General features: G+C 71.0%; 12 protein-coding genes. 5 read left to right on the top strand and 7 right to left on the bottom strand.

The annotated features are described in order from the left end of the window. The first annotated feature begins 44 nt into the window (after positions 1–44). The gene (locus NKT36_RS05375) at positions 45–707 is read left to right on the top strand and encodes an HAD family hydrolase (RefSeq protein WP_327052928.1); all 663 of its coding nucleotides are present in this window, start codon (positions 45–47) and stop codon (positions 705–707) included. Here the strand turns inward: NKT36_RS05375 and NKT36_RS05370 are convergent. From NKT36_RS05370 to NKT36_RS05360, 3 genes are read right to left on the bottom strand one after another with little or no spacing between them, the layout of a single operon-like run. Then, the gene (locus NKT36_RS05370; RefSeq protein ID WP_327052927.1) at positions 666–2,555 is read right to left on the bottom strand and encodes a molybdopterin biosynthesis protein; all 1,890 of its coding nucleotides are present in this window, start codon (positions 2,553–2,555) and stop codon (positions 666–668) included. The genes NKT36_RS05375 and NKT36_RS05370 overlap by 42 nt on opposite strands. After that, positions 2,552–3,775, bottom strand: a complete 1,224-nt coding sequence (locus NKT36_RS05365; protein WP_327052926.1) for a molybdopterin molybdotransferase MoeA — start codon at positions 3,773–3,775, stop codon at positions 2,552–2,554. The genes NKT36_RS05370 and NKT36_RS05365 overlap by 4 nt, the downstream gene beginning before the upstream one ends. Before the next feature lie 39 nt (positions 3,776–3,814). Continuing rightward, on the bottom strand, positions 3,815–4,474 hold the full coding sequence (locus tag NKT36_RS05360) for a YkgJ family cysteine cluster protein (protein ID WP_327052925.1): 660 nt from the start codon (positions 4,472–4,474) through the stop codon (positions 3,815–3,817). A gap of 157 nt (positions 4,475–4,631) precedes the next feature. Here NKT36_RS05360 and NKT36_RS05355 point away from each other — a divergent pair, with 157 nt between their 5' ends. The 4 genes from NKT36_RS05355 (at position 4,632) to NKT36_RS05340 (ending at position 7,723) form a co-directional block, all read left to right on the top strand. Next, a complete protein-coding gene (locus NKT36_RS05355; RefSeq protein ID WP_327052924.1) occupies positions 4,632–5,474 on the top strand; it encodes a ZIP family metal transporter in 843 nt (280 codons plus the stop codon). 74 nt (positions 5,475–5,548) lie between these two features. Beyond that, the gene (locus NKT36_RS05350) at positions 5,549–6,253 is read left to right on the top strand and encodes a helix-turn-helix domain-containing protein (RefSeq protein ID WP_327052923.1); all 705 of its coding nucleotides are present in this window, start codon (positions 5,549–5,551) and stop codon (positions 6,251–6,253) included. A 109-nt stretch (positions 6,254–6,362) separates the two neighbouring features. Then, positions 6,363–6,995 (top strand): Ntn hydrolase family protein, encoded by a 633-nt coding sequence (locus NKT36_RS05345; RefSeq protein ID WP_327052922.1) that lies wholly within the window; start codon positions 6,363–6,365, stop codon positions 6,993–6,995. Then, positions 6,992–7,723 carry an archaeal proteasome endopeptidase complex subunit alpha gene (locus tag NKT36_RS05340; protein WP_327052921.1) on the top strand — a complete coding sequence of 244 codons (732 nt, stop codon included), beginning with the start codon at positions 6,992–6,994 and terminating at the stop codon, positions 7,721–7,723. The genes NKT36_RS05345 and NKT36_RS05340 overlap by 4 nt, the downstream gene beginning before the upstream one ends. Before the next feature lie 5 nt (positions 7,724–7,728). Here NKT36_RS05340 and NKT36_RS05335 read toward each other — a convergent pair whose 3' ends face one another. The 4 genes from NKT36_RS05335 to NKT36_RS05320 form a co-directional block, all read right to left on the bottom strand. Continuing rightward, a complete protein-coding gene (locus NKT36_RS05335) occupies positions 7,729–8,727 on the bottom strand; it encodes a DUF7351 domain-containing protein (RefSeq protein WP_327052920.1) in 999 nt (332 codons plus the stop codon). Positions 8,728–8,835: 108 nt separating this feature from the next. After that, positions 8,836–10,173, bottom strand: coding sequence for a hydroxymethylglutaryl-CoA synthase (gene hmgB, locus NKT36_RS05330; protein WP_327052919.1), 1,338 nt, complete (start codon positions 10,171–10,173; stop codon positions 8,836–8,838). A gap of 97 nt (positions 10,174–10,270) precedes the next feature. Beyond that, positions 10,271–12,751: a hypothetical protein gene (locus NKT36_RS05325; protein WP_327052918.1), complete on the bottom strand. Its 2,481-nt coding sequence runs from the start codon at positions 12,749–12,751 to the stop codon at positions 10,271–10,273. A gap of 233 nt (positions 12,752–12,984) precedes the next feature. Next, entirely contained in the window at positions 12,985–13,569 is a 585-nt protein-coding gene (locus NKT36_RS05320) for a DUF2150 family protein (protein WP_327052917.1), read from the bottom strand. Between the last annotated feature and the right edge of the window lie 110 nt (positions 13,570–13,679).

The following is a 13,679-nucleotide window of genomic DNA, read 5'->3' as shown; positions in this document are numbered from 1 at the left end:
GTAAAAATGCTTATCAGTGCCGAGGTGCTACGTGCACAGTCCCGATGGTCGCCCGCGAGTACGACTTCTGGCTGCTCGACCTCGACGGCACGCTCATCGACACCGAGTGGTCGTACACCCGCGAGGTGTTCGACCGCGTGAGCGGCCGTCTCGGTCGGGAGTTCTCCGACCGCGAGGCGGAGATAATCTGGCACGGCCTCGGCGGGTCGCGCGACGCCCAGCTGCGCGAGTGGGGCATCGACCCGCAGACGTTCTGGGAGGCGTTCCACGACGTCGAGGACCCGCAGGTGCGCGCCGAACAGACCTACCTGCTCGACGACGCCACCTTCGTCGCCGACCTCGACTGCCCCGTGGGGCTGGTCACCCACTGCCAGCCGTTCCTCGCCCACCCCGTCATCGACCACCTCGACATCCGCGACTGGTTCGACGCCATCGTCTGCTGCGACGAGGACCTCGGCTGGAAGCCCGACCCCTCGCCGGTCGAGCACACGATGAACCAGATCGGGGCGACCGCCGGCGAGCGGGGCGTCCTCGCCGGCGACGGCGCCAGCGACGTCGGCGCGGCGTGGAACGCCGGTCTCGACGCCGTCCACGTCGAGCGCCACGGCCCGACCAGCCGTCGCCACTGCGTGCTCGGCGACCACCGCGTCGAGTCGTTCGACGAACTACTCTTCGACGCCGGCCAGTCCGTCCAGCACACCGACTAGCGACTCGTCGAGGGCAGCCGCGAGCTGCTGGACGCCCGGTTTCGCCGTCCGCTCGTCGTTCGCCAGCACGCGGACCCGCTGGTCGCCCAGCGAGACGAACCCGAGCCCGAGCTTCGCGGCCGTCGCGCGCAGGCCGAGGCCGGCGTCCGCGTCGCCCGCCGCGACCGTCCGTGCGGGGCTCTCGTGGGCCTTCGCCGCGAGTTCGAACCCGTCGATGGCGTCGACGAGGTCGTGGCGGGTCGCCCCGCGCTGCGCCGCGAGGTCGGCGACCGCGTTCGACAGCGCCGTCCGCAGGCCGGAGTCGGTTCCACGGTTGACGAACCGCAGGTCGCGGTCGACGAGGTCTGCGAGGCCCGTGACGTCGTCGGGGTTCCCCCCGGGGACGACCAGCCCCCACTCGCGCCGGTAGCTGCCGAGTTCGGTCGCGTCGAGTTCGTCGGTGGCGGCGTCGCCGGTCACGACGGCGAAGTCCGGGACGCCGTCGCGCAGGCGGCGCACGCCCTGCCGGCTCCCGACCGCGAGGTAGCGCGGGCGGTCCAGGCGGTCCAGCAGGCGCGAGAGGGCGGGGTCGTCCTCGCCGACGCCGAACGCCGTCGGCGGGCGCACGTCCGGCGAGAAAAGCCGTACCTCGACCGTCTCGCCCTCGGCGAGGTAGGCCGTTTCCGCCGGCACCTCGACGACCCCGTCGGCCTCGACGAGGCTGGTCGTCGCACCGCTCCCCTTGTCGACCGGGTAGGCGAGCGTCCGCCCCGCGCCGTCCTCGACCAGCCCGGTCGGCATCAGTCGCGTCCGGCCCTCGCCGTAACGCTCCTCGGTCGCCATCTCGGCGGTGACGGTCGCCGTCGCCGGTTCGGGCAGCCCCGCGGCGTCGCGGATGGCGGGCGCGACGAACGTCCGGAAGATGGTCAGCGCGGAGACGGGGTAGCCCGGGAGGCCGACGTACGCGGAATCGTCCAACCGCCCGACGAGCATCGGCTTGCCGGGCTTGACGGCGACGCCGTGTAGCAGGAGTTCGCCGCCGTCCTCGACGACGCGGTAGATGACGTCGACCGCACTGGCGCTCGTCGACCCGGAGGAGAGCACGAGGTCGCACTCCTCGGCCGCCTCCAGCAGGATGCGCTCCATCTCGTCGTAGTCGTCGCCGGCGTGGGGGTACAGCGTCGGGTCGCCGCCGGCCTCCTCGACCGCCGCGGCGATGGTGTAGCTGTTCACGTCGTAGATCTGGCCGGCGGCGCTGTCGACCGGCGACCCCGGGCGGACGAGTTCGTCGCCCGTCGAGATGATGCCGACCGTCGGGCGGCCCCGGACCGGCACCTCGTCGACGCCGAGCGCCGACAGCAGGCCGATCTCGCGCGACGTCAGCCGCGTCCCCGGACCGAGCGCGCGCTCGCCGGCGGCGACGTCCGCGCCCGCGAGCATCACGTGGTCGCCCGGCGCGAGGCCGGTGCGCACCAGCACCTCGCCGTCGGCCTCCTCGGTCCGTTCGACCATCACGACCGCGTCGGCACCGTCCGGCATCACCGCGCCGGTCGATATCTCGGCGGCCTCGCCCTCGCCGACCGTGACGTCCGGTCGCTCGCCGGCGTGGACCGTCCCGACGAGGTCGAGGCTCGCGGGGTCGGCCTCGTCGGCACCGAAGGTGTCCCGTGCCCGGACGGCGTACCCGTCCATGCTCGCGCGGTCGAACCCCGGGACGTCCAGGTCGGCGTCGAGGCGCTCGGCGAGCACCCGTCCGCGGGCGTCCGCGAGCGGGACCGTCTCCGGGTCGGGGTCGAGGTCGAGCGACGCGATGGCCTCGTGTGCCTCTTCGGGCGGCGCGAGGTCCCGGAACTCCTTGCGCTCGCTCATGGCAGCGCCTCCCAGTCCTGGACGGTCACCGTCTCGCCCTCGGGGATGCCCTCGCTCGATTCGGGGACGACGACCCAGCCGTCGGCCAGCGCGACGCTGGAGAGGACGCCGGACCCGCTGGCCCGGGTCGGCGTGGCGACGCGGTCGCCGTCGTCCTCGTCGAGGCTCACGCGCGCGAACGTCTTCACTCCGGGTTCGCTCCGTATCTTGCGGTCGAGGCGCGCGGTCGTCGTCGGCACGTCCTCGATGGGCAGGTGGCCCGCCCACTTCATCGCCGGCCGGAGGAACTGTACGGCGTTGACGATGCAGGCGACGGGGTAGCCGGGGAGCATCACGACGGGCGTGTCGTCGACGACGCCGAGCGCGGCGGGGTGGCCGGGCTTCAGCGCGACGCCGTGGACGAGCACCTCGCCCAGGTCGTCGACGACCTCCGGCAGCAGGTCGCGCTCGCCGACCGACGACCCGCCGGTCGTGACGACGACGTCGTGGTCGCTGTCGCGCTCGATAGCCGCCCGGAGCGCGTCCTCGTCGTCGGTGACCACGTCGCGGTACGACGACGCGCCGCCCCAGCGTTCGACGTATCGCGAGACGGTCAGGCCGTTCGTCTCGACCACCTCGCCCGGGCCGGGGTCCTCGGCGACCAGTTCCTCCCCGGTCGGGACGACGGCGACCGACGGCGGGTCGTACACCGCCACCTCGCGCACGCCGACCGACTTCAGCAGGCCGAGGTCGGAGGGGCGCAGGCGGTGCCCGGCCTCGTAGAGGCGCTTCCCCGCCTCGACGTCCTCGCCGACCGGCGCGACGTTCTCGCCCTCGGCGACGGCGTCGAACACCTCGACGTCGCCACTCATCTCGTTCGCCTGCTCTATCATCACCACCGCGTCCGCGCCCTCGGGGAGTTCGCTGCCGGTGTGGACCCGCACCGCTGCCTCGGGGCCCATCGCCTCCTCTCGCCGGAGGAGTTCCGGCGAACGGTCGCTCGCGCCGAACGTGTCCGCCGCCCGGACGGCGTAGCCGTCCATCGCCGCCCGCGGGTAGTGGGGAACGTCGCGCTCGGCGACGACGTCCTCGGCGAGCACGCGCCCGTCGGCCGCTTCCAGCGACACCCGTTCGGTGCGGTCGTGGGGGGTCACGACCTCGCGGAGTCGCTCGCGGGCCGCCGCGATGCGGGTCGTCTCCTTGAACCCGGACTCCTTGCGGTCCGGTTTTCCCTCTGTCATACCCGCCCGTTGGACGCGCCGGGGCAAAAGTGGGTGGGACTACCCCTCGTGGCGGCTGCCGTCCGGTCGCTTCGCGCCCTCGGAGTCGTGGACGACGACGCCGTCGCCGGGGTCGACCGGTTCGTAGTTGTCCCGAACCGCGATTGCCTCCTCTATCTCGCGGACGGCCCGTTCCTTCAGCGCCGCCGCGAGCTCCTCGGCGTCCTCCCGGGAGATGTCGCGCCCCAGCCCCTCGCACTCGTGGGCGCGGACGACGCCCGCCTCGTCGACGGCCTCGCCCATCGGCTGGCTGGTGCCGCCGAGCGCGACGCTGAACGGGTAGGTCCGGCAGATGAGCGGGCGGTCTTCGTGGACGGTGCACGCGCCGACGCCGTCGTCGTCCTCCGCGTAGAAGCGGCAGTCGCCGCAGCCGTCGGTCTGGAGCGCCCACTCGAACGTCTCGCCGGTAGGACTCCCGTCGTCCCCGTCCTCCAGTCCGTACGGCATCGGCCGGGCGACGTCGCGCCACTCCTCTCCCGTGGCCTCCTGCAGGTCCCTGACCTCGTCGGGGAACACCGTCGCGGTGTGGGGGTCGTCGTCCTCGGCCGTGCAGCAGGCGCCACAGCGCGTGCACTCGAACCCGATGGTCTCGATGGCGTCCGCGAGGTCGGCGACGTCGAGCGCGGTCGCCCGCTCCAGTTCGGCTTCGAGGCTCTGCATGGCGACACCTCGGTGCGTCGCGCGGTTAAAGGGTGCGACCCCGGACGGCGTCGCCCCGGACGGCTAGCGACCTGTGGCGGCGCGGGACGGGTCGGTCTGTAACGCTCGCTGCCCCCGGATTTTTGTCCGCTCCCGTCCTCGTTGGGTGCGCTTCACAGTGACGACGCTCGCCGACGCCTTCGTCGCGATCGCCGGCCGCGACCCCGTCTGGCAGGCGCTCCTCGGTGGTCTCGTCATCGCGGCGTTCAACACGCTCGGCGCGCTGCTCGTGGTGGTGTGGCGCGACCCCTCGGAGCGGTCGCTCGACGCCGCGCTCGGGTTCGCGGCCGGCGTGATGCTGTCGGCCAGCTTCACGAGCCTCATCCTCCCGGGCATCGACCACCCCGACGGCGGGGTCGTTCCCGTGATACTCGGCATCGCCCTCGGCGTCGTCGTCCTCGACCAGGCCGACGAGTGGGTGCCCCACGTCCACGTCGTCATCACGGGGCAGCAGCGCGACGAGGGGCCGGCGGGACGGACGACAGACGTGGACGAGAGCCGGCTGTCGTCGGTCCTGCTCTTCATCGTCGCCATCACGCTCCACAACATGCCCGAGGGGCTCGCGGTCGGCGTCGGCTTCGGGTCCGCGAACGGGGACCCGGTGGCGCTGGGCAACGCCCTCGCGCTGATGCTCGCCATCGGCATCCAGAACGTCCCGGAGGGACTGGCGGTGTCGGTCGCCGCCCGCAACGCCGGCCTCGGGTCGCTGTTCTATGCCTCCATTGCGGGCGTCCGGGCGGGCCTCGTCGAGGTGCCGCTCGCGGTGCTCGGTGCCGTCGCGGTGGGCGTCGCCAATCCGATGCTCCCGTATGCGATGGGCTTCGCCGCGGGCGGGATGCTGTTCGTCATCAGCGACGAGATCGTCCCCGAGACCCACTCGCGGGGGAACGAGCGCGAGGCGACCCTCGGTCTGATGGTGGGCGTCGTCGTGATGCTGTACCTCGACGTGACGCTCGGCTGACGCGGGTTCGTCGCGCGTCGAACTTCGTTACGATAATCGCCACGCTTTTCCGGGCGACCCGCACACGCGGAGGTATGACAGACGCGCGTCGTCGCCTCGCCGAGCGCATGGCCGGCGAGGTCACGTTGAGCGACGACCCCGGCGCGACGCTACGGAAGTGGCGCACCGACTTCGACGTCTCCCAGACGGACCTCGCGGACCACCTCGGCGTCTCCTCGTCGGTCGTCAGCGACTACGAGAGCGGTCGCCGCGAGAACCCCGGCATCGGCGTCGTCAGCCGCAGCGTCGCCGCCCTGCTCGACATCGACGAACAGCGGGGCGGCAACCGCATCCGCCAGTACGCCCGCGTCGTCTCCGCGGGGTTCGACAGCGACATCGTCAACGACCTGCGCGAGTACCCGACCGCCGTCGACCTCGACCGGTTCTACGACGCCATCGACGCGACGGAACTCGCCGACGGCGGACAGAACCGCGTCTCCGGACACACCGTCATCGACAGCATCGAGGCCATCACCCGCCTCTCCAGCGAGGAGTTCTACAACCTCTACGGCCAGAGCACGAACCGCGCGCTCGTGTTCACGAACGTCACGCGCGGGGAGTCCCCGCTGGTCGCGATGCGCGTCGTCACCCCGACGCCGAACGCCGTCGTCCTCCACGGTCTCGACCGCGACGACCTGTGGGAGCACGCGGCCGACATCGCCCGCCTCGACGGCTTCTCGCTCGCCGTCTCCGACTGCGACAAGGCGGAGATGCTCGCGTCCCTCCGCGACCTCTCCTGACGACCCACCGGTCCACACGGCGAACACACTCGTCCCGTCGCCGCTCGTCTCGCCCGGCTAAAATATATTTTAGCTAACACTTTTCCGTCGGCGACCCCTCTCGTCATCCATGTCCGAACGCGATTCGGTGACGAAGACAGGCACGACGACCGTCGCGCTGACGACCGACGACGCGGTCGTCGCGGCCGCCGACCGGCGCGCCAGCCTCGGCGGGCGGTTCGTCTCGAACAAGGACGTCCAGAAGATCGAACAGGTCCACCCGACTGCGGTGCTGACGATGGCTGGCACGGTGGGTAACCTGCAGGCGTTCGTCCGGACGCTCCGCGCGGAGACGAGCCTCTACGGCACCCGGCGCGACGACACCATCTCGATGGACGCGCTGGCGACGCTCGCCGGGAACGCGCTGCGGCAGGGGCCGTACCGCGCCGACCAGCCGACGCTGGCCGGCGTCGACGGGGACGGGCCGGCCGTCTACGACCTCGACGCGGCCGGCGGCGTCGTCGAGGCCGACTACGTCGCCAACGGGAGCGGGATGCAGGTGGCGTACGGCGTCCTCGAACGCGAGCAGGAGGCGGGGATGTCGCTCGACGCCGCCCGCCGGATCGCGGCGCGAGCGGTCGACGCCGCCTCCGAGCGCGACACCGCCAGCGGGAACGGCGTCACGCTCGCGGAGATCACCGGCGAGACCGTCGCCTTCGAATCCTACGACGACCCCGCCGAGGTCGCGGAGGTGGCGGCATGAACGGCACGAACCAGCAGGCGTACGACCGCGGGACGAACATCTTCTCGCCCGACGGCCGTCTCTACCAGGTGGAGTACGCCCGCGAGGCGGTCCGGCGCGGCTCCCCGAGCGTCGGCGTCCGGGCGCGGGACGGCGTCGTCCTCGCTGGAGTGCGACGCCTTCGGTCGCCGCTGCTGGAGGCCGAAAGCGTCGAGAAGCTCCATGCGGCCGACGACCACGTCGGCCTCGCGAGCGCCGGCCACGTCGCCGACGCCCGCCGCCTCGTCGACGTGGGTCGGCGGCGCGCGCAGGCCGACCGACTCCGGTACGGCGAGCCCATGGGCGTCGAGGCGTTCACGAAGGCGCTCACCGACCACGTCCAGGAGCACACCCAGCAGGGCGGTGCGCGGCCGTTCGGTGCGGCGCTGCTCGTCGGCGGGATGGACGGCGACCGGCCGCGCCTGTTCGAGACCGACCCCTCCGGGACGCCCTCGGAGTGGCGGGCGGCCGCCATCGGCGACGACGGCGGCGTCCGGGAGTTCCTCGAAGAGCACTACCGCAAGGACCTGGGCGTCGAGGCCGCCGTCGACCTCGCGCTGGAGGCACTCGCCGAACCCAGGGAGGACGGTCTCGCCCCCGAGTCTATCGCCGTGACCACGGTCGACCCGGAGTACCGAGAACTCTCCCCGGACGAGCGCCGGTCGGCGCTCGACAGGCTGGACCTGCTCGACGGCGACGCCGCAGCATAGGTACGCTACGACGCTTTCACTGACGACTCCCGCGTCTCCACGACCTCCAGGTTCTCGGCGACGAACAGCGACAGCACGTCGCCGTCGAGTCGCGTGGAGACGCGGACGCACCACGGTTCCTCCGAGACGACCTGCTCGCGCCACTCCTCGCCGACGTTCCACAGCGGCCGGTCGCGCACGTCGACGCCGTGGCGGTGGTAGAAGGCGACGACGGCGGGGTGTTCGAGCACGGAAAGCGTCACCGGCGACCGCAACTGACAGCCGCAGTGCTCGCAGTCGAACGCCACTTGCGGCCGCCGGGGGACGCCGCCGGCGGCTGCATCCTGGGCTTCGGTGGCGTCGGCCCAACTCTCACCGCCATCCACTGTCGTCTCGTCGTCGCGGTATCCCACGCGCGCCTCGGCCGGCGCGCTGCACTCCGGACAGACGCCGTCGGCCAGCAGCGCGAGGCGGTGGCGGTGGTGGCGGTCGAACGCTTCCAGCAGGTTCTCGCGGGCGTGGCCGCGGTGGCCGCCCGGCGGGAACGGCAGCGTCAGCGTCGGCCGGTCGCAGGCCTCGCAGCCGATGGCGACGTAGTTGTCCGTGCCGCGCGCGACGAGGTCCGCCGCGCCGCAGAACGGACAGGGGTCGTCGACGGGGATGGGGTCGACGTCCACGCTGTCGGTGTAGGTGCCGGCCCGGATGGCCCGCGCGACCTCACGGCCGGCGTAGGTGAGGACGTACCGCTCGTCGTCGGTCTGCCGGCAGAAGCGGTCGGTCAACTGTCGGAGGTGGTAGGCGAACCCGGCCGTCTCGTCGGCCGGCGTCGCCTCGAACAGTTCGGAGAAGGTGAGCGCGGCGTCCGCGTCCGGCGACGCCTCGCGCTCGGCCGCCAGGAGCGCCCGCAGCGCCGCCATCCGGACCTCGTTCCCGAGGACGGCGAAGGCGTCCGTCGGGTCGGCGTCGTGGTCCGGTTCGCCGGCGACGGCGTCGCCGGAGTCGCCCGGCGCGTCGTTCGCGCTCATGGACACGAAGTATCGCCTCGACGGCTAAACCGTTGGGGGTGGCGGAAGAATGGGACAGGGGCGGACCAGCGCCGGAACGCTGGCGGCCGCAGTGTTCGATGGAGCCGACTACTCGACGTACTCGTAGACGCGCTCGTCCATCGCGCCGCGGCCGGTGAACACGAACTCGCCGCTCGGCTCCGTGAACGCCTCCATCTCGACGGTCTTTTCGTGGTTGTGGCGGTCGTGGACCTGCTCGTACTCCTCGAAGCTGATGTCGTAGCGGTTGCGGATCTGCTCGTCGACGTCGAGAGCGTCGATCTCCTCGCGCCAGCCCTCCTGGACCGTCTCGGCGTGGATCTCGGCCTGGGCACCGCTGCCGTAGGAGCCGACCAGGAGCCTGTCACCGGTCACGTCGAGGTCGTTCTCGGCGGCGTGGCGCAGCGCGGACGCGCGAGCGATGTGGACCGACCCGGTGTACCAGTTGCCGACCTCGCGGGAGATGTCGAGCGTCGGGTCGACGGCCTCGCCGTACCACTCCTGGTACTGGTCGGTCGACTTCAGGTCGTCCATGTAGTCGCGGATGGCCTCCTCGTAGTCCTCGCGCTCGTCGAACTCGTCCTCGCGGGGCTGGCGGTCGATGGCGTCGGCGAGGTCGTCCTCGTACTCGGTGCCGCGGATCATGTGGCGGTAGCCGAGCAGGCCGGCCTTCCGGACCATGCCGGGGAACGGCGTGTGGTAGGGGATGAAGGCGTAGTCGTCGGGGTGGGTGTCGCCCGCGACGCTCTCGAAGTCTTCCAGCGCCTCGCGCATGCGAGCGAGGTAGACCTGCATCGAGCGCTTACCGTCGACGCTCGGGAACTGCTGGTTGGGCTTCAGGAAGTCGGTCTCGTCGGCGCTGCCGTACCCCTGCTCGGTCGACAGTTCGACCAGGTCGGGGTCCTCGCTCACGATCATCGCGACTGCGCCGGCGCCCTGGGTCGCCTCGCCGGGGTCGCCCCGGGCGTACAGCGCCGTGTCGGTGGCGACGACGAGCGCCGACCGGCCGCGGTTGCGGCCCGCCTTGATCCAGTTGTACGCGTCGTCGAGGCTCTGGGTGCCCGAGATGCAGGCGAACTTCCGTTCGCCCTTGTTCGCGTGGTGGAAGTCCTCGTCGTACACCTGTTCGAGGCAGCCGGCGATGTACGTCGAGACGGGCTTGGAGTTGTCGAACGCCGACTCCGTCGCCACGTCGATGCGCCCGATGTCGTCGGGCGTCAGCCCCTTCCGCTCCATCAGCCGGTGGGCGGCGTTCGCGCCCATCGTCACGATGTCCTCGTGGGCGTCCGGGAACGAACTGGCGTACAGGCCCAGCCCCTTCGTGTACTTCTCGGGGTCCTCGCCCATCTCGGGGGCGAAGGTCTCCGCGAGGTCGAGCTTGAGCTTGCCGGTCCAGATTTCGATGGCGTCGATGCCGACGTCTGTCATTCTTGCACGGAATTTGGGTCAACTTCCTATAAGGAGCTGTCGATAGAAGTATCGACGGGCGTCGAAACAACGGGGGTGGTGGGATACGCCGTGTCGTTCACTCGGTCTTCCCGTTCGGTCCCGAGACCTGCACGCTGTTCGGCGACACGTCGAGTCTGTCGTTGGCGTCCACGAAGGTCGCACCGCCGACGTAGACGGTCCGACTGTTCGGTGGCGTTCCGGTGACGTCGGCCGTGAGGTCGCCGCTGTCGGAGCGCAACGTGGAGTCGTCGACGTAGACGTCGTCGTTCGCGGTCAGGGCGACGTCCATCCCGTACTCGCTCGACGTGTCGACGGTCGCGTTCGTCGCGACGAGGTTCCCGCCGTCGGCGGTGACCGCCACTGTTCCGGACGAGTCGACGGTCGCGTCCGTGACGTCCACGGCGTTGCTCGCTGTCATCGTGACCCGCACGGCGTATGCGTCGCCGACGTTAGTGTCCACCGACGCGCCGACGGCCGTCAGGTCGCCGCCACGAGCGTCGACAGTGACGCTCGACCGCGCGGCGAGCGACGTTTGGGACGCGTCCACGCCTCCGTCGAGGCTCGTCACGTTGACCTGCATCCCGTGCTCTGACGTCGTGTCGACCCGCGCTCGTCGGACATTGACGTCGCCGACCGCACTCACGTCGACTGGCCCGTGACTGGTGATTTCTGCGTCGGCTGCCGTCACCGTCCCGCCAGACGAGACGGTGACGTTCTCGTTCCACCCCTGGGCCTCCAGCGCCACGCCGGTGACGTCGACGTCGTCCGTCGCGTCGATGGTCACCTCACCGTCGTACTGCGTCGCGGTCAGGTTCACGCCGACGGAGACGTTCTGCCCCGCGAAGTCGATGCGCGGAGCCGAGATGTCGCCGACGCTCGCGGGGACGACGAGGCTGCTCCCGTTACCGGTCGCGTCGTAGACGCCGTCGGCCAGCTCGCTGTCGGGTATCTTGGTGTCGACGCTCGCGACGTACTCGCCGTCGTGGTCGACGTCCTCGTACGCGAAACCGGGGTCGGCGGGTGGACCGGTGGAACCGGGGTCCTCGACGGCGATCTCTATCGGGTCTGCATCACCGCCGCTCTCGGCGTACACCGTGACCGTGCCGTTCTCCGCGGGGACGTCGAGCGTCGTCGTCGCGTTCCCACCGTGGGTGACGTCCTCGCCGGGCGACAGCGTTCCGAACGTCGAACTGTCGAGCGCGTAATCGAGCGTCGCACCCGTGAGGCCGTCGCCGTTCTCGGTAACGGTCGCCGTCAGGTCGACGGTGGTCCCCTGGTCGGCGTTCAGCGTACACTGCTCCAGTCCGGCGTCGCAGGTCAGGCCGGCACCGCTCGCGTCCACCCACTCGACGTCGTACGTGCCGCCGCTCGCGTTCCCCGACCCCGTCGTCTCGACCGAGTACGCGACTCGCTCGGCGGCCGCGTTCCCGTCGCGGATCTCGAGCGTCACCGTCTCGCTCGCCGCGTGGCCCGGCGCACGGTAGGCGAACGTGACGCGGCCGTCCTCGCCGGTCGTCCTGCTCGCCCGGTCGACCCTGCTCGCAGCGCCGCTGACGTTCACCCGGACGCCGCTCACGGGGTTGTTGAACTCGTCGCGGACCTCGGCGACGAGCGTCGTGCTCGTTCCGGGAGCGACGCTCCTCGTCGTCCCCCGGACGTCGGTGACGTAGGCCGGGCCCGCGTCCGCCGCCGAGGACCCGACGTCGACGTTCGCCATCCGGAGGTCGTAGGTCACTGCACTGCCGCCGCGCTCGCCGTCGAGCGTCAGCGTCAGGACGCCGCCGTCGACGCCGACGTTCGCGACGTACCCGCCCTCGCTCACCCGCTGGTCCGCGAGGAGCTTCTCCCACCGCTGCTCGCTCAGGTCGGTCGGCACCCGGACCGTGACCGGCCGCCCAGTGGCGTTCCGCCGGACGCTGACCGTCCGCGCGGCGGTTGCCGAGGGACTGACGGCGCGCGGGTCGACGCTGACAGTGCCGGCCTGCGATTGCGCGATCGACCCGTCGAGCGCGACGAGGGTGACCTGCCGTCCCTGCACGAGCGACTGGTCGGTGACCGGGACGTCGGTCGACTCGTACCGCCTGTACCCGACCGTGTTCTCGTACACCGTCGCCGGCGCGTCGTCGTACTCGCGGTAGTTGGGCTCGTAGACGAGGTGCCGGGTCGCAAAGGAGAGGGTCCGCCGGCTGCTGTTCAGGTAGTCGCTCGTCTCGGCGGACAGCGCAGTGACGTTCTCGACGGTGAACGACCCCGCCGACGCCGTCCGCAACTCCCCCGTCGCCGGCGGCGGGTTGATGAAGAAGGTGCGCTGGGGGTACTGCGTGCCGAGGGTCACCGACACCGGCTGGCCGGCGCCGGTCGCGCCGGTCCCAAGGACGGCGTTGCGGAGGTCGATCAACTGGCCCTGGACCCGCCGCTCGTGGTCGAACTCGGCCGCCTGGTTCTGGTTCGGGACGACGGTCGACTGGTAGAGCGACATCGCGACGACGAGTATCGCGAACAGCAACACCACGCCTACCTGGACCGTCACGGCGCGGTCGTCGTCCCGGAACGTCATCGGTCTGTGCAAACCAAGGGGAGCACAAAAAACCTACCACTCACGCGGTCAGTCCGTCGAGACGCTGCGGGAGACGGCGCAGCGGGCGGCCCTGCCCGACGCTCGGAACGTTCGCACGACGTGACAGCTCCGTCCGAAGACCGGTCGATCGACGCGTCGCAGCACTGCCGCTGCTGTCGCCCGGTTCGAGATAGCGAGAATCACGCCAGCGTCACTGGCAGAACCCCCTCTCGTCAGTCCTCGTCCTCTTCCTCGACGACCTCGGGGTCGCTCATCGCGCTCTGGAGGCTGTCGAGGCCGTTGACCCACTCCGTGACGAGGCCGTACTCGATGTCCTCGGTCACGGCGATGTCGAGTTCCTCGCCGTCGATGATGCGGGTGCCCGCGGCGGCCACGAGGCCGAGGGCGGAGTCGAGGTCCTCGGCCTCCTCGGCCTTCGACGCCTCGACGACGTACTCCTCGACGGCGGCTTCGTCGGCGGGACCGCCGGCGACGTACTCCTCGGCGGAGTAGAAGACGCAGACGAGACTCGTCTGGACGCCGTCGATGAGCATCGCCTTCTCCTCGTCGTCGAACGCGACCTCGCCGAGCACCGTCTCGCGGATGTCGGCCAGTTCGTCCAGGGCCTCATCCTCGTCGATGTCGCTGTCGTCGTACGCGGTGACGATCTTCGCGACGGCGATGGCGACGTCGTCCTGGAGGTTGAGCAGGAGGCGTGCGGAGTCCTCGTCCTCGGGGTCGATGTCCTCGTCCCGGATGCGGTCGAGCCAGTTCTGCCAGCGTTCCTCGGAGTAGAACTCCTCCGGCGGTGCGCTCATACCTCTTTGGTGCGTAGCGCGATTCATAAATCCTGCGAGGCGCTGCGGGCGCGACGCACTCTCGAAACTAAGGCGTCTCAGTTCCTCTACCGTGCGTTCGACGCAACGGT

This window comes from Halomicrococcus gelatinilyticus, from assembly GCA_024227995.1.
GTDB lineage: Archaea > Halobacteriota > Halobacteria > Halobacteriales > Haladaptataceae > Halomicrococcus > Halomicrococcus gelatinilyticus.
Note: the sequence above shows the minus strand (reverse complement) of the source record. Positions and strands in the feature narration are given on the sequence as shown.